The following is a 23,747-nucleotide window of genomic DNA, read 5'->3' on the forward strand; positions in this document are numbered from 1 at the left end:
CATGGCTGAGTACCAGAACCTCTTCACCAGCGTGCAGGTCGCGGCACCCTCTTACCCCGGCGTGCCGCTGGGCCGCGACGAGTACCAGCGCGAAGGCAAGGGCCTGCACTGGCACCTGCTGGGCCGCATCGGAGATGCACAGCTCGGGCCCATCTACCTGGGCTGGCTGGGCGTGTGCTCGCTGCTCTGCGGCTTCATCGCCTTCGAGATCATCGGCCTGAACATGTGGGCCTCGGTCGGCTGGGACCCGGTGCAGTTCGTGCGCCAACTGCCCTGGCTGGCGCTGGAGCCACCACCGCCCGGCTACGGCTTGAGCCTGCCGCCCCTGAACGAGGGCGGGTGGTGGTTGCTGACGGGCTTCTTCCTGACGATGTCCATCCTGCTGTGGTGGGTGCGCATGTACCGCCGCGCGCGCAAGCTGGGCATGGGCACGCACGTGGCCTGGGCGTTCGCGGCGGCCATCTGGCTGTACCTGGTGCTGGGCTTCATCCGCCCGCTGCTGATGGGCAGCTGGGGTGAGGCGGTGCCGTTCGGCATCTTCCCGCACCTGGACTGGACGGCGGCATTCAGCCTGCGCTACGGCAACCTGTTCTACAACCCCTTCCACATGCTCAGCATCGCCTTCCTGTACGGCAGCACGCTGCTGTTCGCGATGCACGGCGCCACCATCCTGGCGGTCAGCCGTTTCGGCGGCGAGCGCGAGATCGAGCAGATCACCGACCGTGGCACGGCCAGCGAGCGTGCCGCGCTGTTCTGGCGCTGGACGATGGGCTTCAACGCGACGATGGAGTCCATCCACCGCTGGGCCTGGTGGTTCGCAGTGCTGTGCCCGCTGACCGGCGGCATCGGCATCCTGCTGACCGGCACCGTGGTCGACAACTGGTACCTCTGGGGCGTCAAGCACGGCCTGGCGCCGATGTATCCCGCGGTGTTCCCGCCGGTCGTCGACCCCGCGTTGCAACTGCTGGGAGTCAAGTGATGAGCCGTCAACAACTGAAGCGCTGGGCCAGGCCGCTGCTGGTCCGTCTGAGCGAGGCCGTGGGTCGGGGTTTTGGCGGGCCGGCGTTCAGCCTGTGTGTCCAGGCGCACCTGCCTGCGCACCAGCCGACCCCGCTGCAGCCGGGAGCGAACGCATGAGCCGCCTCCACCTCGGCCTGCTGGCCCTCACGCTGGGCGCAGCCCTGCTGGCCGGCTGCGAACGCCCGCCCGTCGACACCGTGCAGCGGGGCTACCGCGGCACAGGCATGGAGCAGGTCTACAACCCGCGCACCCTCGCCGAACAGGCTGCCAGCAATGAGGCGCCCGCGCCACTGGAGGCCGCCTCACCGGACGGCCCCAAGGCCGGGCAGGTCTACCAGAACGTCAAGGTGCTGGGCAACCTCAGCGTCGGCGAGTTCAACCGCACCATGCTGGCCATGACCAACTGGGTGGCGCCCAAGCAGGGCTGCGTGCATTGCCACAACGCCGCCAACTTCGCCGACGACTCGCTCTACACCAAGGTCGTCGCGCGGCGCATGCTGGTCATGACGCAAACCATCAACAGCGACTGGAAGTCCCACGTTGCCAAGACGGGCGTCACCTGCTTCACCTGCCACCGCGGCGAGCCGGTGCCCAAGGAGGTCTGGTTCCAGCCGTTGATGCCCAAGGGGGCGAACGACTTTGCCGGCAACAAGGCCGGGCAGAACGCGCCCGCCGAGACCGTGGGCTTGAGCGCACTGCCCAACGACCCGTTCACACCCTTCCTGCTTGGCGCGGAGAACATCCGCGTGGCGGGCACCGAAGCGTTGCCGGCCGGCAACCGGCAGTCCACCAAGCAGGCCGAGTGGACTTACGGGCTGATGATGCACATGTCCAAGTCGCTGGGCGTCAACTGCACGCAGTGCCACAACACCCGCTCGCTGGGCTCGTGGGAAAACAGTTCGCCGCCGCGGCTGAGCGCCTGGCATGGCATCCGCATGGCGCGCGAGCTGAACCTGGAATACATGGTGCCGCTGACAAGCGCCTTCCCGGCCAACCGCCTGGGCCCAGGCGGGGACGTCGCCAAGGTCAACTGCGCCACCTGCCACCAGGGCGCGCACAAGCCGCTGTACGGCGCGGAGATGGCCAAGCACCATCCGGAATTGCTCGTGAAGGCCATGCCGGCCGCGGCCGCCGCCTCGGGCGTCGCCGCTGCCGTCACGGTCGATGACCTGAAGGCCTTGCAGACCCTGCCGGCGGCCGATGCCAAGCCGGCGGCCGTGCCCGGCTGAGCGGCATCAGGCCGGGCAGGGCCCGGGCGACGCCGGGGGGCGTCTACGATCAGTGCGTTGGTGATAATCGACCTCGTCTCCAGGCGGCCAGCCGTTGCCGCCTGGCTCCGTCGTCACCTGATCGAGACCACCCAAGGTGCCCACCCCGACCGACCCCGACCTCAGCGCACTGTCGCCGCTGGCCACCGAGCTGGCGACGACCATCGCCCGTGTCGCCAGCGATATCGCGCTGGTCATCGACAAGGACGGTGTGATCTCGTCGGTCGCCGAAGGCGCGGCCGTGCAGGCGCAGGGTTGCGGCCAGTGGGTCGGGCGGCGCTGGGTCGACACCGTCAGCGCCAGCACACGGCCGAAGATCCAGTCGCTGCTGGACGAGGTGGCACGCAGCGGCGTGGTGTCACGCCGGCGCGAGGTCAGCCACCCGGCAGATCCGGCAGTTGGCGGCGATGAGCTGCCCGTCACCTGGTCGGCCATCCGGCTCGGCGCCGACGGCCCCGTGCTGGCTGTGGGCCGCGACCTGCGGGCCGTGGCCGCCATCCAGCAGCGCTTTGTCGAGGCGCAGCAGGACATGGAGCGCCACTACTGGAGTCGCCGCCAGGCCGAGAACCGCTACCAGCTGCTGTTCCAGGTGGCCAACGATGCCGTGCTGGTGCTCGATGCCGACAGCCTGCGCGTGCTGGAGGCCAACGCGGCCAGCGCGTTGCTGTTCGGGCATGAGCTGAGCGTCATCCAGGGCCGGCCGCTGACCGACAGCCTGCCGCCCTCGGCGCGCGTGGCGGTGGCCGAATTGCTGGCCACCACCCGCAGCACCGGCCGCGCCGGCGAGATCCGCGTGCGCGCGCCCGCCACGCCCGGCGTGCTGGATATCTCGGCCACACCCTTCAAGGTGGACGACCAACCACAGATCCTGCTACGCGCCCGCCGCGACGAGGCCCCGGCCGGTGCGGCCGACAGCCTGGCGCTGTCACGCATGGCCGAGTTCGTCGAGACCACGCCGGACGCGGTCGTCATCACCGACGCCGCTGGCAGCATCCTGATGGCCAATCCGGCCTTCCTGCGGCTGAGCCGCCAGCGTGACGAGACGCAGCTGCGCGGCCAGCCCTTGTCGGCACTGCTGCTGGATGGCGGCGGCGGCTGGTCGCGGCTGGTCGCCCGCGTGCGCGGTGCCGGCATGGTGTCCAACCTGCCGCTGGAGGTCGGGTCGCTGGACGGCAGCCCGCAGCGCGTGCGCGTGTCGGCCGCCCTGATGGCCGAGGGCGAGCAGGCCTGCCTGGGCTTCATCCTGCGCTCCAGCCACCGGCTGCCGGCGCACCTGGCGGGCGACGACGTGCTGACGGGCCTGCTGGACCAGGTCGGCCGCGTGCCGCTGGCCGACCTGCTGGTGGAGGTGGCGCATCGGGCCGAGCGCCAGCTCATCGAGAGCGCGCTGCTGCGCACCGGTGGGCAGCGCGCCGCCGCCGCGCATGCGCTGGGCATGACGCCCGAGGCGCTGGAGCTGCGCATCCAGCGACACGGCCTGGCCGGCCTGGGCTACCCGGCCGACGGCGGCGGCACGCCCCCGCTGATCAATTGAACGACCGCTAGCAAGCGCGCAAACAGGGCAGCGATGCAAGCCGCACCCGCCTTCGGCCAGGCCGACCTCAGCAACTGCGAGCGCGAGCTGATCCACCTCGCGGGGGCGGTTCAGCCCCATGGCGCGCTGCTGGTGCTTGCCGGCGCGGACTTGCGCGTGCAGCAGCTCAGCGGCAACGTGGCGCGGCTGCTCGGCGTGGCGCCCGACGCGCTGCTGCAGCGGCCGCTGGCCGTGTTGGGTGGTGACGTCGCTGAGCGTGTGGCCCAGCTGCAGCAGGGCGCCGACCTGCGCGAGGCCGTCGCGCTGCAATGCCGCCTTGGCGTGGCGCAGCGCCGCTTCGACGGGGCGCTGCACCGCCTGGCCGACGGCCATCTGGTGCTGGAGCTAGAACCGGCCGCGACGGCGCTCGACGGCGTCGAGCTGCAGGACCTGGCGCCCGACGTGCTGGCCGCCACGCTGTCCGGCGCGCTGCAGCGTTTCGGCGCTGCCCCGTCGGTGGGCGTGCTGGCCGATGCGGTCGTGGAGGTGCTGCGTCATCTGACTGGCTACGACCGCGTGGTGGTCTACAAGTTTGACCCCGACGGCCATGGCAAGGTCATCGCCGAGGCCCGCCACCCGCGGCTGGAATCGCTGCTGGGTCACCATTACCCGGCCAGCGACATTCCGCAGCGCGCCCGGGCGCTGTACCTGCTCAACCGCGTGCGCATGCTGGTCGATGTCGACGCCGTGCAGGCGCCGTTGTTGCCCGCGCATCTACCAGCCACCGAGGCGCCGCTGGACATGTCGCTGTGCCAGTTGCGCAGCATGTCGCCCATTCACCTGCAGTACCTGCGCAACATGGGCGTGACCGCCACGCTGACCGCTTCGCTGGTGCGCGAGGGCCAGCTGTGGGGGCTGATCGCCTGCCACCATTACTCGCCGCGCTACCTGCGCTGCACGTTGCGAGCCGCCGCCGACCTGCTGGCCGAGGTGGCCTCCACGCGCATCTCGGCCATCGAGAACTACGCCCATGCCCAGGTCGCGCTGATGGTGCGCCGGCTGGAGCAGCGGCTGGTGGAGGCCACGTCTACCGAAGGCGACTGGCGCTACGCGCTGTTCCGCAACCCGCGCACGCTGCTGCAGCCGCTGGACGCCACCGGCGCCGCGTTGTTCTGCGAGGGTGAGGTGCTGACCACCGGCGAGGCGCCATCCACCCCCGAACTCCGCGCGCTGCTGGCCTGGGTGCAGCAGCAGCCGCCGCGCGGCGACGAGCCTTTCGCCTGCGCGTCGGTCGGCCAGGCCAACCCGGCGCTGGCCAGCCTCACGCCCACGGCCAGCGGCGTGCTGGCGGTGAGGCTGTCCACCAACAGCCCGGACTGGCTGATCTGGTTCCGCAAGGAGCAGCTGCAAAGCATCACCTGGGCTGGCGACCCCGCCAAGCCCATGGTGGCCAACAACCCGCTGGAGCTGTCGCCGCGACGCTCGTTCGCGGCCTGGTCGGAGATCGTGCGCGGCACGGCCGTGCCCTGGTCCAGCAGCGAGATCGCGCTGGCGCGTGGCATCGGCGTGGCGCTGGTGGACATCATCGTGCAGGTGCATGCGGTGCGGCTGCTGATCGCCGAGCACCAGCTGGTGCAAATCCGTGGCGCGGTGGCCGGCTCGCGCGAGCCGGTGCTGGTAGCGAATGCGCAAGGTGGTGCCGTCTTCGCCAACGCGGCCCTGCTGGCGCTGCGCGGTGCGCCGGTCGACAAGGGCATCCCCATCGAAGCGTTGTTCGTGGCCGAGGCGCCTGTGCAGCAGGCGCTGGCACAGATGCGCCATGCCCGCCACGGCTGGCGTCATGAGCTGGACCTGCGGACCGAGGGTGGTGAGGCTGTGCCGATGGCTGTCCATGCCGAACCGGTGAGCGGACGCGACGGCGCGCTGCTCGGCTTCGTGCTGACGCTGATCGACTTGCGCGAGGCCCGCCGCGCCGACACCGCACGGCTGAACCTCGAAAGCGCGCTGCAGCTCGCGGCGCAAGGCGGTTCGGTAGAGGCCGATGAGGTCATCTCGGCCATCCTGACCAACGCCAGTCTTGCCGCGATGGACATCGCCGACGCGCGCGGCGGCCCGCCGGTGGCGCCGCTGTTGCAGGAGCTTGAAACCTCCACCCGCCGTGCGGCCGGGCTTTACGCGCAGATCCGCAGCTTTTCTGGCTAGCGGCGCAATCGGCCCACCCTGCACGCAAATCGACCCGAAGCAGAACTTGTGGCGCCGGCAGCGGGCGTGGCACGGTGGAGCGTGGCACCGGGGGCAGGCAGCCGCGGAGCGATGAGAACGAGCGCGCTGCGCAGCCTTACGTAGCGAGACAAGGACAGCGTCCAAGCCATCAGGCGAACAAAGCCGCGCCCCGGTTTTCCGGCGGGTTGCCGGCTGCGAAGAATTCGGCATCCGTCCTGCCCAGGGCGACTTGCTGGAGCTTTTCCCATGGCCTTTCGCCTCGGTGTGGACGTCGGTGGCACGTTCACCGACCTGCTTTTGTTCGACGATGCCGACGGTCGCTTCTGGCGCCACAAGACACCGTCCACGCCGCACGACTCGTCCGAGGGCATCCTCAACGGCGTGAACGCCATCTGCGACAAGGCCGGCATCGCGCCGTCGCAGGTCGAGTTCTTCCTGCACGGCACGACCGTGGCCACCAACGCGGTGCTGGAGGGCAAGGGCGCGCGCGTGGGCTTGGTGACGACCGAGGGCTACCGCCAGATCATGCAGATCGCGCGCAGCTTCGTGCCTGGCGGCCTGGCCGGCTGGATCGTCTGGCCCAAGCCCGAGCCGCTGGCCGCGCTGCAGGACACCCTGGAGATCTCCGGCCGCATGGACGCCGAGGGCCGCGAGATCGCCCCCATCGACGAGGCGCAGGTCCGCCAGGCGCTGATCACGCTGCGCGACGCCGGCATCCAGGCGCTCACTGTCAGCCTCATCAACGCTTACCTGAACGGCGCGCACGAGAAGCGCGTGGGCGAACTGGCCGCGGAGATCATGCCCGACGTGCCGATCTCGCTGAGCCACGAGGTGCTGCCTGAGATGCAGGAGTACGAACGCACGCTGACGACGGTGGCCAACGCCAGCATGCGCCCGGTCGTCGGCCGCTACGTGCGCAACCTGCGCGACAAGCTGCGCGGCGCCGGCATGAGCGGCTCGCTGAGCCTGCTGCGCTCCGACGGCGGCCTGATGTCGTCCGAGAAGTCCGAGCTGCAGCCGGTCAACTTGCTGATGTCCGGCCCGGCCGGCGGCGTCACCGGCGCCATCTGGGTGGGCCGCAACGCCGGCATCAGGAACATCCTGACGCTGGACGTGGGCGGCACGTCCACCGACGTCGCGCTGATCGAGAACCTGGACGCCCGCCGCCAGCGCAGCACCGAGGTGGCTCACCTGTCGGTGCGCGCGTCGGCGCTGGACGTGAAGACGGTCGGCGCCGGTGGCGGCTCCATCGCCTATGTGCCCGAGCTGACCAAGGCGCTGCGCGTGGGCCCGCAGTCCGCGGGCGCCGTGCCCGGCCCCGTGGCCTACCAGAAGGGTGGCACGCAGCCGACCGTCACCGACGCCAACGTGGTGCTGGGCTACCTGCCCGAGAACCTTTTGGGCGGCACTTTCAAACTGGACCGCGAGGGCGCCAAGAAGGCGGTGCAGGGGATTGCTGACGCTTTGGGCATCGGCCTGATGGAGGCCGCACGCGGCATCATCGACATCGTCAACGAGAACATGTTCGGCGCGCTGCGCATGATCTCCGTGCAGCAGGGCTATGACCCGCGCGACTTTGCGCTGATGGGCTTCGGGGGCGCCGGCCCGCTGCACGTCAACGCGGTGGCGCGGCTGATGGGCTCCTGGCCCGCGATCTCGCCGGTGTCGCCGGGCGTGCTGTGCGCACTGGGTGACGCGACGACGCGCATGCGCACTGAGACCGCCCGCAGCTTCTCGAAACGCGTTGCCGAGACGAACGAAGAATCGGTCATCGCGCTGCTGTCCGAGATGGCCAAGCAGACCCGCGCCGAGCTGCGCGCCGAGGGCATCGCGGACGCCGACATCACCAGCCTGTTCGAGCTGGACGTGCGCTACGAAGGCCAGGCCTTCGAAGTGCCACTCTCCATCGACCCGGACACGCTGCGCCGCGACGGGCTGGCCGGCGTCACCGCCCGCTTCGATGCCGAGCATCTGCGCCTGTTCACGTTCAACATGGACTCGGCGCACGAGCTGGTCAACCTGCGTGCAGTGGCCATGGGCCCGGCGCTGGAACTGCCGGCGCCGCCGCTGGCCAAGAGCGACGGCAATGTCGCTCGCGCCAAGATCCGCGACCACCAGCTGTGGGCAGGCGGGCAGATGGTGCCCGCCGTCATCTACGACCGCGCCAGGCTGCTGGCCGAGGACGTGATCTCCGGCCCTGCCGTCGTCGTCGAGATGGACTCGACCACGCTGATCGAAGCCGGCTGCGTCGGCACCGTCGACCACGTCGGCAACATCTTGATCCACCTGGCCTGACGAGGACGCCCCACCATGCCCGCACAAATCATCCAGGCCAATGCCAGGCCTTTCAACCAGGTCGCCGTCGACCCGGTGACGCTGGACATCATCGAGAACGCGCTGCGCAATGCCCGCATCGAGATGGACGCAACGCTGGTGCGCACCGCCATGTCGCCCGGCATCCGCGAACAGGGCGACGCCTTCCCGCTCATCGCCGACCACCAGGGCAAGATGATCGTCGGCCAGTTCGGCTCGTACATCGGCCCCTTCCTGGACGGCTATGACGGCACCGTCGAGGACGGCGACCTGATCTTCCTGTCCGACCCCTACTCGGTCGGCGGCGCCATCAGCCACTGCAACGACTGGCTGGTGCTGCTGCCGGTGTTCAAGGACGGCCGGCTGATCGCCTACACGTCGATGTTCGGCCACCAGAGCGACATCGGCGGCATGGTGCCCGGCTCCATGCCCATCCACGCCACCGAGATCTTCCAGGAAGGCGTGCGCATCCCGCCCGTCAAGATCTGGAAGAAGGGCGAGTACAACGAGGACCTCGTCAAGCTCGTGATGCACCAGTCCCGCACGCCCGACTGGTGCAAGGCCGACCTGAACGCACTGATCGCAGCGTGCCGCGTCGCCGCGCACCGCGTCGTCGAGATGGTCACGCGCTTCGGCGACGACGTGTTCGTGTCGGCCACCGACCTGCTGCTCCAGCGCAACCACCGCGCGATGAAGCACTTGATCGAGAACTCCATCGGCGAGGAGAAGGTGTCCTTCGAGGACTACGTCTGCGACGACGGCCTGGGCTACGGCCCCTACAAGATCAAGTGCACGATGTGGCGCGAGAACGGTCGCGTGGTGCTGGACTTCGACGGCACCGACCCACAGTCGCAGGCGTCGATCAACATGCTGCTGAACGAAAACATGATGCGCATGTTCTTCGGCATCTACATGATCATGGTGTTCGACCCCCAGATCCTGTTCAACGACGGCTACTACGACCTCATCGACGTGCGAGTGCCGGAAGGCTCGCTGCTCAAGCCCAGGTTCCCGGCCGCACTGTCGGGCCGCACCCATGTGCTGGGCCGGCTGTTCGACATCCTTGGTGGCCTGCTGGGCCAGAAGACGCCGCAGTTCCTGAACGCCGCCGGCTTCTCCTCGTCGCCGCACCTGTTCTATGCGGGCACCGACAAGCACGGCAAGTGGTTTCAGCTGTTCCAGATCGGGTTCGGTGGCATCCCTGGCCGCCCGCTGGGCGACGGCCCCGACGGCCACTCGCTGTTCCCCGGCTTCACCAACGTGCCCAACGAGTTCCTGGAGCGCTACTTCCCGCTGGAGATCGTGCGCTACGAGACCGTGACCGACTCCGGCGGCGCCGGCCTGCACCGCGGCGGCAACGGCATCAACATGGTCTACCGCTTCCTGGAGCCGGGCACCATCGCCATCCACGACGACCGCTGGTTCGTCCCGCCCTGGGGCGTCAACGGCGGCCTGCCGGGCAAGCGCGCCAGGAAGATTCTCACCAAGGCGGACGGCACGCAGATCGTCGTCGGCAACAAGCTGGAGGGCTACCCGGTCGAAGCCGGCGACACGCTGCAGTTCATCACCTGGGGCGGTGGCGGCTGGGGCGACCCGCTGGCGCGCGACCCCGCCTTGCTGGCCAAGGAGCTGAAGCAGGGCCTGGTCAGCGCGCAGGGTGCGCGGGACTACGGCGTCGTGCTGGTAGCCGGCGAGGTGGACGCCAAGGCCACCGAAGCACTGCGCGCCGAGATGCGCGCCGCACGTGGCGAGTTCGGCACCTTCAACTTCGGGCCGGACATCGAGACGCTGCGCGCGCGCTGCCTCGAAGAGACTGGCCTGCCGGCGCCCAGGCAGCCGGTGTGGCAGGGCCAGCGGTGCGTGGCTGCGGCATGAGCGGGGTCAGCCGCCGCGGTTTCGTCGCGCTGGCCGGCAGCGGCCTGGTGCTGGGGCTGCCAGCGGCGGCGGGCAGCACGTCGCCAGCCGGTCAAGGCCTGAACCAACCGTTCCTGCGGATTGCGCCCGACGGCGAGATCACCATCCTGATCAAGCACCTGGAGATGGGGCAGGGTGTGTCCACGGGGCTGGCCACCATCCTGGCCGAGGAGCTGGACGCCGACTGGCACCAGGTGCGCAGCGAGCCGGCGCCGTTCAACCCGGCGCTCTACAAGCACACCGTCTTCGGCATGCAGACGACGGGCGGCTCCACGTCGGTCGCCAACAGCTGGCAGCAGCTGCGTGAGGCCGGCGCCGTGGCGCGCGCGATGCTGCTGCAGGCTGCAGCGCAGCGCTGGGGCGTGCCGGTGGTCGAGCTGACGGCGCACCGCAGCCGCGTGATGCACGGTGCCACCGGCCGCCAGCTGGGCTACGGCGAGCTGGCCGTATCGGCAGCCCGGCTGCCCGTGCCAAGCGGCGTGCCGCTGAAGTCCGGCGATGCGTATACCCTCATCGGCCGCGAGCGCGCCCGCCTCGGCTCGGCCGACATGGCCCGTGGCGCGGTCACGTATGGAATCGACATCCAGCGCCCCGGCATGGGCGTGGCGGTGCTGCGGCGCTCGCCGCGCTTCGGTGGCCGCGTACGCAGCGTGGATGACGCTGCCGCCCGTGCGCTGCCGGGTGTGCGCGCCGTGCACCGGCTGCCGCAGGGCGTGGCTGTCGTGGCTGACGACAGCTGGACGGCGATGCAGGCCCGCGGCCTGCTGAAGATCGAATGGGACGACAGCCAGGCCGAGACTCGCTCCACGCCCGAGCTGAAGGCCGAGTTCAAGCGAATGGCCGCCAGTGGCGAGCCGGGCATCGATGCGCTGGTGCGCGGCGATGCGGCCCAGGCGCTGGCAGGCGCAGCCAAGGTGCTGACGGCCGACTTTGAACTGCCCTACCTCGCCCACCAGCCGATGGAGCCCCTGGCGGCGGTGGGTGAGGTGCGCGACGGCCGATGCGAGATCTGGGGCGGTTTCCAGAGCCCCAGCATCGACCACCGCGCTGTTGTTCGCATCCTCGGGCTGCCTCCGGAGCACGTCGTGCTGCACCCGCTGCCCAGCGGCGGCAGCTTCGGCCGCCGCGCCACCTTCAGCGCCGACTGGATCAGCGAGCTGGCCGAGCTGCTGCGCGCGCAGGCCGCCGCCGGCGACGTGCGCCCCGTCAAGCTGATGTGGACCCGCGAGGACGACATCACCGGTGGCTACTACCGGCCGATGAACCTGCACCGGCTGCGCGCCGGGCTGGACGCGCAGGGTCGGCTGCTGGCCGTGGAGCAGACCATCGTTGCGCAGTCCTTCTCGCCCAGCATGCTCAAGCCCGGCGCGCCGACGCGGCCCGACCCCTTCGTCACCGAAGGGCATCTGGCCGAAGCTTATGACGTGCCGCATGCGCGCGTGCGCTGGGTCAAGCCGAACGTCGGCGTTCCCGTTCACACCTACCGGGCGCTGGGCTACAACCACACCACCTTCAGCAAGGAAGTGTTGATGGACGAGCTGGCGCGCGCCGCCGGGCAGGACGAACTGGCCTTCCGGCTCGCCCACCTGGGCGGGCATCCGCGCCACGCGGCGGCGCTGCGGCTGGCGGCCGAGCGCGCAGGCTGGGGTCAGGCCTTGCCAGCCGGCAGAGCGCTGGGCCTGGCCGTGCAGGAAGCTTACAAGACCGTCGTCGCGCAGGTCGCACAGGTTCGCATCGAGCAGGCTCAGGTGGTCGTCGAGCGCGTTGTCTGCGTGGTGGACTGCGGCATCGTCATCAACCCCGGCACGCTGCGCGCGCAGATGGAGGGCGGCATCGCCTGGGGCCTCAGCGCCGTGCTGCACAACGAGTTGACGCTGGACGGTGGCCGCGTGCGGCAGAGCAACTTCCATGATGCCCCAGTGCTGCGCCTGAACGAGATGCCTGTCATCGAGGTGCACAGCGTCGCCAGCGACGCCGATCCCACTGGCATCGGGGAGCCCGGCAGCGTGCCCATCCTGGCTGCCGTGGCCAACGCGGTGGCGCGCCTGACCGGCAAACCGGTGCGCTCGCTGCCCATACGGCTCGACGGGTCGGCCTCGAGATGATGAAGGCCTATGAAATCGGGCCCCAGAAGGGGCTGGGCAGCCTGCGCGCCGTGCAGCGTCCGCTGCCCGTGCCAGGCCCTGGCGAGGCGCTGCTGCGCCTGCGCGCGGCCTGCCTGAACCACCGCGACCTGCTGGTGCTGCAGGGGCGCTACGGCCCGTTGCGGCCCGATCAGCGCATCCCGCTGTCCGACGGCGTGGGCGAGGTGATCGCGCTGGGCGCCAGCTGCGGCGACCTGCGGCTGGGCCAGCGGGTCATCTGCCCGCACTTCGTGAGCTGGATTGACGGCGACTTCAACCCCGACATCTTCGGCGCGGACCTTGGGACGTCGCTCGACGGCTGGGCGGCGGAAGCGGTGCTGGTGCCGGCGGCGGCGCTGGTGGTCGTGCCGGATGGGCTCAGCGACGCGCAGGCCGCGCCGCTGTGTGCGGCGGGCCTGACGGCCTGGCATGCGCTGGTCGACGTGGGCCGCGTCAAGGCCGGCGACCTGGTGCTGACGTTGGGCACCGGCGGCGTGTCCATCCTTGCGCTGCAGCTGGCTAAGCTCAAAGGCGCCCGTGTGGCCATTACTTCTTCCAGCGATGCCAAATTGGAACGGGCCCGCGAACTCGGTGCCGACCTCACGGTCAACTACCGCACGCATCCCGACTGGGCGGCGAATTTGCTGCGCCTCAGCGACGGGCAGGGCGCCGACGTAATCCTGGAAACCGGCGGGCTGGCTACGCTGCCTGCCTCCATCGACGCAGCGGCGCCCAATGCGCGCATTGCGATCATCGGCGCGCTGGGCGGTCGTCGCGCTGCACGGCTGCCGAACTTCACGACGCTGGTGCTGAAGAACCTGACGGTCAAAGGCATCACCTCGGGCAGCCGCGCGATGCTGGCGCAGCTGGTGCAGGCCGCCGCATCGCATGGCCTGCAGCCCGTGATCGACCGCGAGTTTGGCTTCGACGCCGTCGCCGCGGCCTATGCCCATCTGCGTTCGGCGAAGCACTTCGGCAAGGTGCTGATCCGCGCTCGCTGAGCTGCGGCCACACGCCGTTCGCAGGTTGAACAGCGGCGCTCGCCAGCCGGCAAGGTGCGTCGGCAACGCTGATCATGAAAGCCAGTGCATACCGCACCGCCGCAGCAAGCGCGCGGCCTGCGGCGCTGGCACAAGGGCCGACCCGGCCACACCTTCAAAAGGAACAAGGAAATGGAATTCAATGAACTGGCTGTGCTGCGATGGGTCCACATCGTCTGCATGGTGTACTGGCTCGGCGGCGAGTGGGGCATCTTCAACCTCTCGCGGCACATCGTGAACCGCACGCTGCCGATGGAGGAGCGCCGCCGCCACATGGAGACGGCCTACCGCATCGACATCCTGGCACGGTCCGGCATCATCCTGCTCTTGCCGCTGGGCCTGCACATGGGCTTTTTCTGGGGCACGCAGCCGCTGGGCGGAGCCTGGCTGGCGGGTATGTGGGTGCTGGCGCTGGCGTGGCTGGGCCTGTGCCTGACGGCTTTCTTCAAGCGCGAGACCGACACCGGCATCCGGCTGACGATGCTGGACGAGAAGGTGCGTTTCGTGCTGATCCCGCTGCTGGCCGTGTGCGCCCTCAGCTCGCTGCTGGGGCATGGGCCGTTCTCGGCCGAGACGGGACAGAAGTGGTACTCGATCAAGATCCTGCTGTACTCCGGCACACTGGTGATTGGCCTGTACCTGCGCTTCGTCATGCGCGAGTGGACGCTGATGTTCCGCGAGCTGGCCAAGGGACCGAACCCGAAGGTCGAGGCAACGCTGGAACGCTCGCTGCGCATCAGCCGGTTCACCGCCTACTGCTACTGGGTCATCATCCTGTCGGTGGCCTTCTTCGGCGCCGTCAAACCTTTCTGAGCCTGACGTGACGGCCCTGGCCGCCTGCAAAAAAGGGGACCACGCCTGAACTGCACCCCAAAGGTTGGACACCAATCCAACCGATGGGGTGTTTTCATTGGCAAAGCATGACGAGAGCCTGAAGCTCGAAATTGTTCAGGCGTATCTGGCTGGACCGATTGGGTGCAAAGCCCTCGCCAAGCAGTACGAGGTGGTGCCGGGCAGTGTGCGGCGCTGGATCGCCGGCTACCAGCAGCACGGAGCGCGGGCTCTAAGCAAGAAGTTCGATCACTGCAGCCAGGAGTTCAAGCTCCGTGTGCTGCGCGAGATCAGATAGCAGGAGCTGTCTCAAGCCGATGCGGCTGCGCGATTCGATGTTCGTTGGTATTTGTCGGGATGCAAGGTCAACTCGGAGGACCGCGCCGCGGCGCCGGGGGCGGGAAGCATCCAGCCTGGCGGGCCTTGCGCGACCCACCCGGCGTCAACAGCCTCACCCCAGGGCTCGGGCCGCGTCCGCCACGGCGGCGCGGATGCGCGCATAGGCGCCGCAGCGGCACAGGTTGCCGGACATCGCTGCGTCGATCTCCTCGGCGCTGGGCCGCTTGCTGCGTGGCAGGTTCTTCAGGAAGGCCACGGCTGTCATGACCTGGCCGCCCTGGCAGTAGCCGCACTGGGCCACGTCGTGCTGCACCCAGGCGGCCAGCACGGCCTGCGCGACCTTGTCGGTGTCGGCCGCAACGCCTTCAATGGTGGCGACCTTCTGGCCCGCAGCGGCCTCGACCGGCATCACGCAGGCGCGCGTGGCCCCGCCGTTCAGGTGCACCGTGCAGGCGCCGCACTGCGCCATGCCGCAGCCGAACTTGGTGCCGGTCAAGGCCAGCTTGTCGCGCAGCACCCAGAGCAGGGGCATGGCCGGGTCGGCGTCGACATGATGTTTCGCGCCGTTGATGTGCAGATCGTGTTTCATCGCGTCTCGAAGTTGCGGTACCGGCCCAGCCCCAGCAGGCAAAAGGCGCTCAGCACCAGCGCGATACCGGCCGCCGTCAGCACGGTGGCGTAGGAGCCCGTCTTGTCAAAGCTCCAGCCGAACGCGGCGGGGCCGAAGCCGGTGCCGATGGCGAAGCAGCAGTACAGCAGCGCGTAGGTCTGCGTGTAGCTGCGCATGCCGAAGTAGCGCGCCACGAGGAAGGCCAGTAGGTCGTACTCCACGCCCACCGCGAAGCCGATCAGCACGATGGACAGCAGCGCCGTGGTGTAGCTAAGCTGGCCGTTGGCGATCAGCCAGCACGAGATGCCCGGCAGGCACAGGATGACCAGCGCCACGCCCGGCGCCCAGAAGCGGTCGATGAGCCAGCCGCCCACCAGGCGCCCGGTCAGCGCGGACAGGCCGATGAGGGCCGTCAGCCCCAGGATCTGCGAGCGCTCGAAGCCGTTGGTCCTCAGGATGTTCTCCATGTTCGGGATCGGGCCGCCGAGCGCGAACGAGATGGGGATCAGCGCGCCGGCCAGCAGCCAGAAGCGCCAGTCGCGCAGTGTCTGGGCGAAGGTCAGGCCAGCGGCCTCGGCCCGCGCGCTGCCGCGCTGCTGCGGGTCGCCATCGACGTTGCGGAAAAGGAAGTACGCCACCGGCAGCGCGATCAGCAGTGGCAGCAGGCCCAGGCCGATGTAGGCGCCGCGCCAGCCGAAGCCCGCAATCAGCCAGGCGGTGTAGGGCTTGGCGATGACGCCGAACAGCCCGGTCCCGGTCAGCGTCAGGCCCAGGGCCAGGCCCTTGCGCTCTTCGAACCAGGCGTTGACGCCGCGCGTCCAGGTGATGGGCAGCGTGCCGGCGCCCAGCACAGCGATGCCCACCCAGGTCAGGTAGTACATCGTCAGCGAGCCGTCGCCCAGCGCGAACGACATGAAGGACAGCGAGAACAACAGCAGCGACACGAGCGCCACCGGCCGGGTGCCGTAGCGTCCGGCCAGATAGCCCGTCAGCGGCGCGGCCACCAGCGTCGCCAGCGTCATCACCGTGATGCCGAAGAACACTTGGCCGATGCCCCAGCCGAACTCGCGCGCCAGCTCGGGCGCCAGCAGGCCGATCGTGTAGAAGGGCAGCGGAGACAGCCCCAGCCCCACCCCCAGGAAGGCGGCCAGCACGATGGGCCAGCCCTTCTTGAACTCGCCATAGCCTACGGTGTTCATGCTCATCCTCATCTGCTCCTGAAACGGTGCTGGTGGGCGGACACAAGTCCACCCCGCAACGATGATGGCCAGCCCGGCAGGGATCACGAAAGCAGTGTGGGCCGCTATCCAGCAAGCGAACAGCAGGCCGGTGCGCGCCTGCTGCGGCGGCATCTCTCGCCTAGGCTGGCAGGACTGACATCCCCCGGAGCCGTGATGATTGAGAACGAGGCTGAAGCCGCCGCCACGCTGGCGCGCCTGCAGGCCGAACTGGCCGCGCTGCTCGGCGACGAGCAGGTCCGCGCCGATGACGAGACACTCGCGCTGCACAGCCAGGACATCTGGTCGCGCGGGCCGCAGCGCGTAGCGATGGTGGCGTCGCCTGCGTCGCTGGAACAGGTCGTGTCCACCGTCGCGCTGGCGCGCCGGCACGGCTGCGTGGTGGCAGCCCGCGGCGGCGGCATGGGCTACACCGGGGCCTACCTGGTGAGCTCCTCACGCACGCTGTCGCTGGACCTGTCGCGCATGGACCGCATTCTGGACATCAATGCAGGCGACATGACTGTCACCGTCGAGCCGGGCTGCACCTGGGCCGCGTTGCGCGCGGCTCTCGCCCCGCTGGGCCTGCGAACGCCGTTCTGGGGCCCGATGTCGGGCCTGCGCTCCACGGTGGGCGGCGCGATCTCGCAGCACGCGGCCATGCTGGGCGCCGGCCAGCACGGCATCTCGGCAGACAGCGTCGTCGCGCTGACCGTCGTGCTGGGCGACGGCCGCGTGCTGCGCACCGGCGCGCGCGGCCAGGGCGGCGAGGCGCCGTTCTTCCGCCACTACGGGCCCGACGTGACGGGCTTGTTCTGCGGCGACGGCGGCGCACTCGGCATCAAGGCCAGCATCACGATGCGCCTGATCACCAACCCCGCCCACGAGGACTACGCGTCCTTCGCCTTCCAGACCGGCCGCGACCTGTTGCAGGCCATGGCGGCGATGGCACGTGCGGGCATCGCCAGCGAGATGTGCGCCTTCGACCCCGGCCTCACCCGCGTGCGCATGCAGCGTTCCTCGCTGGCCAGCGACGTGAGGACGCTGGGCGCCGTGGTGGGACGGCAGAAGACGCTGGTGAAGGGCTTGCTGGCCGCCGGCAGGATGGCGCTGGCCGGGCGCGACTTCGTGGGCGAGGAAAACTACTCGCTGCACCTGATTGCCGATGGCCGCAGCGCCGCCGCCGTGCAGGCTGACATCGCCGAGGCGCGGCGACTCGCCGCAGCACACCGCGGCGAGGAGATCGCCAACACCATCGCCAAGGTGATCCGCGCCCAGCCGTTCCCGCCGCTGAACAGTGTGCTGGGCCCGGGCGGCGAGCGCTGGGCGCCGGTGCATGGCGTGGCGCCGCTGTCCACCGCGCCCGACGTGTTCGAGGCCATCGAACAGGTCTTCGCCGACATGGCGGCGGACTTCCAGCGCTGCGGCGTCAAGGCGGGCTACCTTTTCTCGTCGATCTCGACGAACGCGCTGCTTGTCGAGCCGGTCTTCTACTGGCCCGGCGAGCGCCTGGCCGTGCATGCGGCCGCGATTCAGCCCGAGCATCTCGCCCGCCTGCCAGCGCTGCCGGACGACCCGGCTGCCACGGCCGTGGTGGTGCAGGCGCGGCAGCGCGTCATCGCGGTGTTTCAGCGCTTCGGCTGCGGGCATTTCCAGATCGGCCGCACCTACCCCTATTGCGCCAGCCGCGACGAGGCCAGTTGGCAGCTGCTGGAGGCCATCAAGGCGGCCGTTGATCCGTCGCTGGCGCTGAACCCCGGCGTGCTGGGGCTGGGCGGCACGCGCTGACCAGCGGCGCACACCGCGAGCCGAAGGAGAAAAGGCCCGGTCGCCACATGCGGCCGGGCCTGTGTGTTGCGCGCCGCGCGCTCAGTCGCGCTTCAGGTCCAAGTGCTGCAGCAGCGGCCCGAAGCCTTCCACCGCGTCCTGAATGCCGTTGGTGCGCAGTGCGTGCCAGTAAGTCGCGGTGTTGATGGCGATGACTGGCTTGCCGAGGAAATGCTCGGCATAGGGCGCCATGCGCGCCATGCTCAGGTTGGTTCCCACCTGCACGATGGCGTCGATGTCGTCGCCGTCGAGCTGCTTGAGCGCGGTGGCGATCTGCGGCTCGGTCACGCGTGAAATATCAGTCCAGCTCTTGCACTGCAGCGGCACGTCACGCACCGTCTCTATGCCGTAGTCGCTGAAGAAGTTCTTCACGTGCTGGTTGGCCACCGGATAGTACGGCGAGATCACCGCGATGCGGCGGATGCCGCCATAAGCCTTGATGGCCTCCACGCAGCTGATCGGGCCCACGCTGAAGTCCTTGCCAGCGAGCTCGCGCAGGTGCTTGAGCTGGGCATGGCAGGCCTGGGCGCCGCCGATGAAGGACACCGCCGACACGCCCATCACGTAGTAGTCGGGCTCGGCCGTCATGGCGCTGCGGATGGCCGCATCCACCGCGGCCTGCAGCACATCCATGCCGGCCATGAAGGAGTCGTTGGACAGCGCCTTGGCGTTCTCGATGTAGATGTCGCGGTACTGGTTGGTCACGCCGGCCGGACGCATGGCGGCGAACTCGGGCTCGACCACAGTGTTGGTGGATGGGCCGAAGCAGGCGAAGACCTTGCGCCAGCCCAACGTGTCACGGCCTTGGGGATGGGGAATCTTGCTCATACGTAGCTCGGATCTTTCATGGGGCCGACGGAGCGCGAGCGCGTGGCCTGCAACAGCACCGGCGGCTCGCTGCCGGGGAACTCGGGGCCCCAGTTGACCGGGTCGCCGTGCATCTCGACACGCGCGTTGTCCGTGTACCAGTCCACGAGGCGGCCGTCGCAGCGCAGCAGCCACGTCGTGCCCTCGTCGCCGGCCACGAAGTCGCCGTGGCGCACGCCGGCCGGGCGGAAGAAGTACGTGCCCGGATACATGGTGCCGAAGTTGTATTCAAAGCTGCCTTCCAGCGTGAAGGCCTCTTCGTAGCAGGGGTGGTGGGCGAGCGGATGCTCCTTCCAGTTGGCCTTGGCGTGGATCAACCGCGTGTAGAAGCCGGTGACCTTGTCGTGGTGCAGCAGCTTGATGAACAGGCCCGGCACCGGCGTGCCGCCGCGCGAGAAGTCCATCGGGCTGCCGTGCGTCGGGTGCGTCACGTCATACCAGTCCATCTTGCTGGCCTGCTTGATGACCAGCTCGTGCGCCGGGTTGCGGTGCGCTCCGTGCGCATTGCCCGGCGTGAAGGCCCAGTCGGCGTACTCGCGGAACAGCAGGATGCGCGTGCCGGCCTTGGCCTGGACGGCCGGCATCAGCACGCCTTGCGGGGCCATCAGGTAGTCGTCCTTGACCAGCACGGCGTCGCCGACGCTGATCTCACCCGACAGCACATACCACTCCGTCTGCGCGGCATGCAGGCCGGCGGGGCGGCGCCAGTCGCTGGTGAACTCCACCAGCAGCGAGGCCTCGCCTTTTTCCTCGCAGTAGTTCAGGTTGCGCTGGCGCGCCTCGCCGCTGCCGTGCGGCAGTTCGGCGGGGTGCCAGATCAGGTCTTTCTCGTCGATGAGCTCTACATGCGGTCGCATGGCGGGTGTCCTCGTGTCAGCAGGGGGATGCAGTCATGATTGCGGGCGCCTCGCGCGCAGCCAATCGAGGCTGCGGCGGTGTCCGCCTGTTGAATGAGCGTCAGGGCTTGAGCCGCTGCGCCGGCAGCTTCAGCTCCACCGGCTCACCCAGCTCGGCCGCGCTCTTGCCGAAGGCGAAGGTGTAGGTGCCGGCCGGCAGGGTCCATCCGCCCAGGCCTTTTTCCTCGCGGTAGTCGGCCAGCAGGCGCGGGTCGACCTTGACGGTCAGCGACTGCCTCTCGCCGGCCTTCAGCGGCAGCTTGCCGAAGCCCACCAGGCGCTGCAGCTTCTGCCCGTTGCGTGCAATGAGATAGGCCTGCGGCACATCCGCGCCAGCCAGCGCGCCGTCGTTGCTGACGGTCAGGCCCAGTTCCACGCCTTGCTTCGCATCGTGGCGCGCCCAGGCGCCGCTGTGCGTGAAGCGTGTGTAGCTCAGGCCGTGGCCGAACGGGAACAGCGGCGTCAGCCCCGTCTTGGCGAACCAGCGGTAGCCGGCGTCGGCGCCTTCGTCATAGACCACCTTGACCGGCGTGCGCTCGACCAGCCCCAGGCCCGGCAGCGCGGCGCGCGGCCATTGCGCGATGGACTGCGGGAAGCTCACCGGCAGGCGGCCCGAAGGATTGGTGGCCCCCGTCATTGCCTCGGCGATGGCCTGCGCGCCCTCCTGGCCCGGGTACCAGGCCTGCAGAACCGCGCGCACGTCGCGCAGCCAGGGCATGGTGACCGGGTTGCCGGTCTGCAGCACGACGACGACATTGCGATTGGCCGCGGCCAGCTTGGCGATCAGCTCGTCCTGCCCCTGGGGCAGTGCCAGCGAACCGGAGTCGAAGGCCTCGCCCTCCCACTTGGTGGCGAACACGACGACCAGGTCGGCGTGCGCCGCGTAGGCGGCGGCCGTGTCGGGCGAGTAGCCGGTGTTGAAGCGGAACTTCGCGTCGGGCAGCGCCGCCTTCAGCGCGGCCAGCGGCGCGCCTGGCGTGAAGACCTGGCGGGTGAAGGTGGTCGACGGGTCCGTCGCGTCACCGCTGGCGAAGCGCGGCTTGCCGTTGCTGGAGAAGACCTGGCTGGAACCACCGCCCGACAGCACGCCGAAGTCCGCGTTCGCGCCGACGACCAGCACGTTCTTGCCGGCCAGCGCGGCCTTGTCCAGCGGCAGCAGGCCGCCCTCGTTCTTCAGCAGCACCAGCCCGGCTCGCGCGGCCTCCAGTGCCACCTGCGCGTTGGCCTTGTAGTCGATGGGCTGGGGCGCGTAGGGCGCCTCGATGCCCAGCGCGTAGAAGCTGCGCAGCATGCGGCGCACGGCGTCCGACACGCGTGCCTTGCTCACGGTGCCGGCATCGATCAGCGCCTGCAGCGGTTGGCCGAACCAGACCTGCTTGTCCAGTTGGCTGCCGGCCTGCTGGTCCAGACCGGCGTTGATGAACTCGGCCGCGCTGACGGCACCCCAGTCCGACATGACCCAGCCCTTGTAGCCCCAGTCGCGCTTGAGCACGGTGTTCAGCAGGAAGTCGTTGCCGCAGGCCTTGTGGCCGTTGACGAGGTTGTAGGCGCACATCACCGAGCCGGGCTGGCCGATCTCGATGCCGATCTGGAAGGCCAGCAGCTCGCTCTCGCGCAGCGGCGCCTCGGCAATGACCGAGTCCGCGTAGAAGCGCAGCGTCTCCTGCCCGTTCAGCGCGAAGTGCTTGATGGTCGACACCACGCCTTGCTGCTGGATGGCCTTGATGGAATGCCCGGCCAGCACGCCGGCCAGCAGCGGGTCTTCGCCCAAGTATTCGAAGTTGCGGCCGTTGCGCGGGTCGCGCGCCAGGTTCATGCCGCCGGCCAGCAGCACGTTGAAGCCCTTGGCTCGGGCCTCGCTTGCCACCGTCGCGCCAACGCGAGCGGCCAGCGCGGCGTCGAAGGACGAGGCCAGCGCCAGGCCCGACGGCATGGCCGTGGCGACATCGCCCGGCCGGGCCAGGTTGGGGTTGCCCACGCCCAGGCCGGCATCGGTGGCCAGCTGCGGCGGCACGCCCAGGCGCGGTACGCCCGGCACATAGCCGGCCGTCGGCGGCACGCCGGGTGGGAAGTCGGCCTTCAGTCCCGGGAAGGGGATGGGCATCACGCCCACCAGCAGGCCCATGCGCTCGGCATCGGTCATCTGCGCCTCGACGCGCGCGGCGCGGGCGTCGGGGGCGTCGCGGGCGGCGTGGGTTTCGGCGCTGGCGGCGTTGGCGCAGAGCAGCGCAGGGACGAGGGTCGGCGCGAGGAGACGCAGCAGGTACTTCTGGCGATTTCGTTTCATGGTGACAGGGCTCGGTCAGGCATCCGGGACGAACGCACGGGCCGGTGACGTGAAGCCGGACCGGCTCATGGATGGGCGGATGCTGGCATCGAGCCACGGGAGGCCGAAGCGCGGGGCGGGGCGTGTTCGCCTGTCGGTGAGATCCCAAAGGGCCGGGTATCTATTCAGCGGTTGCGCCGGGTTTGGCGTCGGCGCTGCCCGGATTGGGGTCAGTCTTGCTGAAACCCCGGTGCCCGGCAGACTCAAGACAGCTTCAGGCGGCTGTGGTCAACAGGTCGGCAATGAGCTGCAGTGCGCTGAGCGCGGGTGCCGGATCACCGCTGTACTGGCTCTGCACGATGGCGCCATCAACGGCCGTGGCCAAGGCCTCGGCCGTGCGCCTTCGCCGATGCGACTGCGGCAGCAATGCCTCGATGGCATCGGTCATTTGCTGCTTGTGTTGACGTGTTGTCTCAACGACGGCAGGCAGTACCGGCCCCAACTCGCTGACACCATTGAGGAACGCACAGCCTCGGAAGTCACCGAGCGCCTGACCGCAGAACCATTCCTTCATCGCCGGCGGGATCGCCTGCGCACCCGCGGAAGTACCGCCGTGACGCTCCAGGGCTTCGGTGAACCACTTTATCCACTGCTCGTGGCGATGGTTCAGGTACGCCTGTATGAGGTCGTTCTTGCTTGGAAAGTGCCGGTAGAAGGTCACCTTGGTCACGCCGGCTTCGGCGATGACGCGGTCGATACCGGTGGCCCGGATTCCCTCGGCATAGAAGAGGTGATGCGCCGTGCGCAGGATGCGTTCTCGGGCGGAGAGGTCGCCGGTGCCGATGTCATGGGTCATGCAACGACTATAGACAGGTCTGTCTACAGGCGGCAGAATCCGCCATGTAGACAGAGTTGTCTACATGCCGTCGGTCTTCGGCACCTCATGACCCTTACTGAAAGCCTCCGCCATGGACACCCGCCTACCGCTGCCTCCCTTCAGCCGAGAAACCGCGGTCCAGAAGATCCGCCTCGCAGAAGACGGCTGGAACACCCGCGATCCCGCACGCATCGTGCTTGCCTACAGCGCCGACACCGTCTGGCGCAATCGGGCGGAGTTCCCGCGCGGTCGGGTCCAGGCGCAGGCGCTGCTGGAACGCAAGTGGGCGCGTGAACTGGACTACCGACTGATCAAGGAGCTGTGGTCCTTCGACGGCAATCGCATCGCGGTGCGCTTCGTCTACGAGTGGCACGACGATGCGGGTAACTGGTTCCGCAGCCATGGCAACGAGAACTGGGAGTTCGACGAACATGGCCTGATGACGCATCGTCACGCGAGCATCAATGACAGGCCGATCAAGGCCGAGGATCGCAAGTTCCACTGGCCGCTCGGCCGCCGCCCGGACGACCATCCAGGGCTGACCGACATGGGTCTTTGACTCGAAAGAGGGGTGCCGTTTGAAGCTTGTTCGCCGGAGTTGCC

The 23,747-nt window shown here is 69.2% G+C and carries 19 protein-coding genes; 13 read left to right on the plus strand and 6 right to left on the minus strand.

The genetic code is table 11. The annotated features are described in order from the left end of the window. The first annotated feature begins 1 nt into the window (after position 1). The 11 genes from pufM to ACG02S_RS14035 all read left to right on the plus strand — a co-directional run bounded on the left by pufM (position 2) and on the right by ACG02S_RS14035 (position 14,543). Positions 2-979: a photosynthetic reaction center subunit M gene (gene pufM / locus ACG02S_RS13985; protein WP_394471066.1), complete on the plus strand. Its 978-nt coding sequence runs from the start codon at positions 2-4 to the stop codon at positions 977-979. Next, positions 979-1,137, plus strand: coding sequence for a hypothetical protein (locus tag ACG02S_RS13990; protein ID WP_394471067.1), 159 nt, complete (start codon positions 979-981; stop codon positions 1,135-1,137). Before pufM ends, ACG02S_RS13990 begins: the two co-directional genes overlap by 1 nt. Beyond that, a complete protein-coding gene (gene pufC / locus ACG02S_RS13995; protein ID WP_394471068.1) occupies positions 1,134-2,249 on the plus strand; it encodes a photosynthetic reaction center cytochrome PufC in 1,116 nt (371 codons plus the stop codon). Before ACG02S_RS13990 ends, pufC begins: the two co-directional genes overlap by 4 nt. Positions 2,250-2,385: 136 nt before the next feature. Next, positions 2,386-3,822 (plus strand): transcriptional regulator PpsR, encoded by a 1,437-nt coding sequence (gene ppsR / locus ACG02S_RS14000; protein WP_394471069.1) that lies wholly within the window; start codon positions 2,386-2,388, stop codon positions 3,820-3,822. A 33-nt stretch (positions 3,823-3,855) separates the two neighbouring features. Further along, the gene (locus ACG02S_RS14005; protein WP_394471070.1) at positions 3,856-6,003 is read left to right on the plus strand and encodes a GAF domain-containing protein; all 2,148 of its coding nucleotides are present in this window, start codon (positions 3,856-3,858) and stop codon (positions 6,001-6,003) included. 267 nt (positions 6,004-6,270) lie between these two features. Next, on the plus strand, positions 6,271-8,319 hold the full coding sequence (locus tag ACG02S_RS14010; RefSeq protein ID WP_394471071.1) for a hydantoinase/oxoprolinase family protein: 2,049 nt from the start codon (positions 6,271-6,273) through the stop codon (positions 8,317-8,319). A 15-nt stretch (positions 8,320-8,334) separates the two neighbouring features. Further along, positions 8,335-10,212, plus strand: coding sequence for a hydantoinase B/oxoprolinase family protein (locus tag ACG02S_RS14015; protein WP_394471072.1), 1,878 nt, complete (start codon positions 8,335-8,337; stop codon positions 10,210-10,212). Beyond that, positions 10,209-12,356: a xanthine dehydrogenase family protein molybdopterin-binding subunit gene (locus ACG02S_RS14020; protein WP_394471073.1), complete on the plus strand. Its 2,148-nt coding sequence runs from the start codon at positions 10,209-10,211 to the stop codon at positions 12,354-12,356. The genes ACG02S_RS14015 and ACG02S_RS14020 overlap by 4 nt, the downstream gene beginning before the upstream one ends. Continuing rightward, a complete protein-coding gene (locus ACG02S_RS14025) occupies positions 12,356-13,375 on the plus strand; it encodes a zinc-dependent alcohol dehydrogenase family protein (RefSeq protein WP_394471074.1) in 1,020 nt (339 codons plus the stop codon). The genes ACG02S_RS14020 and ACG02S_RS14025 overlap by 1 nt, the downstream gene beginning before the upstream one ends. 171 nt (positions 13,376-13,546) lie before the next feature. Beyond that, positions 13,547-14,227 carry a hypothetical protein gene (locus tag ACG02S_RS14030; RefSeq protein WP_394471075.1) on the plus strand — a complete coding sequence of 227 codons (681 nt, stop codon included), beginning with the start codon at positions 13,547-13,549 and terminating at the stop codon, positions 14,225-14,227. A 64-nt stretch (positions 14,228-14,291) separates the two neighbouring features. Then, complete coding sequence (locus ACG02S_RS14035; protein WP_394471076.1) at positions 14,292-14,543, plus strand: transposase; 252 nt, start codon at positions 14,292-14,294, stop codon at positions 14,541-14,543. A 153-nt stretch (positions 14,544-14,696) separates the two neighbouring features. Here ACG02S_RS14035 and ACG02S_RS14040 read toward each other — a convergent pair whose 3' ends face one another. Both ACG02S_RS14040 and ACG02S_RS14045 read right to left on the minus strand, forming a co-directional pair. Next, positions 14,697-15,173, minus strand: a complete 477-nt coding sequence (locus ACG02S_RS14040) for a (2Fe-2S)-binding protein (protein ID WP_394471077.1) — start codon at positions 15,171-15,173, stop codon at positions 14,697-14,699. Continuing rightward, positions 15,170-16,393 (minus strand): MFS transporter, encoded by a 1,224-nt coding sequence (locus ACG02S_RS14045; protein WP_394471078.1) that lies wholly within the window; start codon positions 16,391-16,393, stop codon positions 15,170-15,172. The genes ACG02S_RS14040 and ACG02S_RS14045 overlap by 4 nt, the downstream gene beginning before the upstream one ends. A 195-nt stretch (positions 16,394-16,588) precedes the next feature. On the opposite strand from ACG02S_RS14045, the gene ACG02S_RS14050 reads away from it, so the two are divergent. After that, positions 16,589-18,199 carry an FAD-binding oxidoreductase gene (locus ACG02S_RS14050; protein ID WP_394471079.1) on the plus strand — a complete coding sequence of 537 codons (1,611 nt, stop codon included), beginning with the start codon at positions 16,589-16,591 and terminating at the stop codon, positions 18,197-18,199. An 81-nt stretch (positions 18,200-18,280) separates the two neighbouring features. On the opposite strand, the gene ACG02S_RS14055 is transcribed toward ACG02S_RS14050, so the two are convergent. From ACG02S_RS14055 to ACG02S_RS14070, 4 genes are all read right to left on the minus strand, one after another. Beyond that, entirely contained in the window at positions 18,281-19,066 is a 786-nt protein-coding gene (locus ACG02S_RS14055) for a maleate cis-trans isomerase family protein (RefSeq protein ID WP_394471080.1), read from the minus strand. Continuing rightward, the gene (locus tag ACG02S_RS14060) at positions 19,063-19,962 is read right to left on the minus strand and encodes a DUF4437 domain-containing protein (protein WP_394471081.1); all 900 of its coding nucleotides are present in this window, start codon (positions 19,960-19,962) and stop codon (positions 19,063-19,065) included. Before ACG02S_RS14060 ends, ACG02S_RS14055 begins: the two co-directional genes overlap by 4 nt. A 100-nt stretch (positions 19,963-20,062) precedes the next feature. Next, positions 20,063-22,288, minus strand: coding sequence for a beta-glucosidase (locus tag ACG02S_RS14065; protein WP_394471082.1), 2,226 nt, complete (start codon positions 22,286-22,288; stop codon positions 20,063-20,065). Between the two features lie 253 nt (positions 22,289-22,541). Then, a complete protein-coding gene (locus tag ACG02S_RS14070) occupies positions 22,542-23,123 on the minus strand; it encodes a TetR/AcrR family transcriptional regulator (RefSeq protein ID WP_394471083.1) in 582 nt (193 codons plus the stop codon). A gap of 112 nt (positions 23,124-23,235) precedes the next feature. Between ACG02S_RS14070 and ACG02S_RS14075 the strand changes: the two genes are divergently transcribed. Then, positions 23,236-23,703: a nuclear transport factor 2 family protein gene (locus tag ACG02S_RS14075; protein ID WP_394471084.1), complete on the plus strand. Its 468-nt coding sequence runs from the start codon at positions 23,236-23,238 to the stop codon at positions 23,701-23,703. Positions 23,704-23,747: the final 44 nt, after the last annotated feature.

The sequence above is a fragment of the Pelomonas dachongensis genome (assembly GCF_043555865.1).
Lineage (GTDB): Bacteria > Pseudomonadota > Gammaproteobacteria > Burkholderiales > Burkholderiaceae_C > Pelomonas > Pelomonas dachongensis.

Coding starts and splice junctions, on each gene's coding strand:
- ACG02S_RS14065 (WP_394471082.1), bottom strand. CDS start 22,288: ATGAAACGAAATCGCCAGAAGTACCTGCTGCGTCTCCTCGCGCCGACC.
- ACG02S_RS14025 (WP_394471074.1), top strand. CDS start 12,356: ATGAAGGCCTATGAAATCGGGCCCCAGAAGGGGCTGGGCAGCCTGCGC.
- ACG02S_RS14005 (WP_394471070.1), top strand. CDS start 3,856: ATGCAAGCCGCACCCGCCTTCGGCCAGGCCGACCTCAGCAACTGCGAG.
- ACG02S_RS14050 (WP_394471079.1), top strand. CDS start 16,589: ATGATTGAGAACGAGGCTGAAGCCGCCGCCACGCTGGCGCGCCTGCAG.
- ACG02S_RS14015 (WP_394471072.1), top strand. CDS start 8,335: ATGCCCGCACAAATCATCCAGGCCAATGCCAGGCCTTTCAACCAGGTC.
- ACG02S_RS14075 (WP_394471084.1), top strand. CDS start 23,236: ATGGACACCCGCCTACCGCTGCCTCCCTTCAGCCGAGAAACCGCGGTC.
- ACG02S_RS14040 (WP_394471077.1), bottom strand. CDS start 15,173: ATGAAACACGATCTGCACATCAACGGCGCGAAACATCATGTCGACGCC.
- ACG02S_RS14070 (WP_394471083.1), bottom strand. CDS start 23,123: ATGACCCATGACATCGGCACCGGCGACCTCTCCGCCCGAGAACGCATC.
- ACG02S_RS14030 (WP_394471075.1), top strand. CDS start 13,547: ATGGAATTCAATGAACTGGCTGTGCTGCGATGGGTCCACATCGTCTGC.
- pufM (WP_394471066.1), top strand. CDS start 2: ATGGCTGAGTACCAGAACCTCTTCACCAGCGTGCAGGTCGCGGCACCC.
- ACG02S_RS14060 (WP_394471081.1), bottom strand. CDS start 19,962: ATGCGACCGCATGTAGAGCTCATCGACGAGAAAGACCTGATCTGGCAC.
- ACG02S_RS14010 (WP_394471071.1), top strand. CDS start 6,271: ATGGCCTTTCGCCTCGGTGTGGACGTCGGTGGCACGTTCACCGACCTG.
- ACG02S_RS14020 (WP_394471073.1), top strand. CDS start 10,209: ATGAGCGGGGTCAGCCGCCGCGGTTTCGTCGCGCTGGCCGGCAGCGGC.
- pufC (WP_394471068.1), top strand. CDS start 1,134: ATGAGCCGCCTCCACCTCGGCCTGCTGGCCCTCACGCTGGGCGCAGCC.
- ACG02S_RS13990 (WP_394471067.1), top strand. CDS start 979: ATGAGCCGTCAACAACTGAAGCGCTGGGCCAGGCCGCTGCTGGTCCGT.
- ACG02S_RS14045 (WP_394471078.1), bottom strand. CDS start 16,393: ATGAACACCGTAGGCTATGGCGAGTTCAAGAAGGGCTGGCCCATCGTG.
- ACG02S_RS14055 (WP_394471080.1), bottom strand. CDS start 19,066: ATGAGCAAGATTCCCCATCCCCAAGGCCGTGACACGTTGGGCTGGCGC.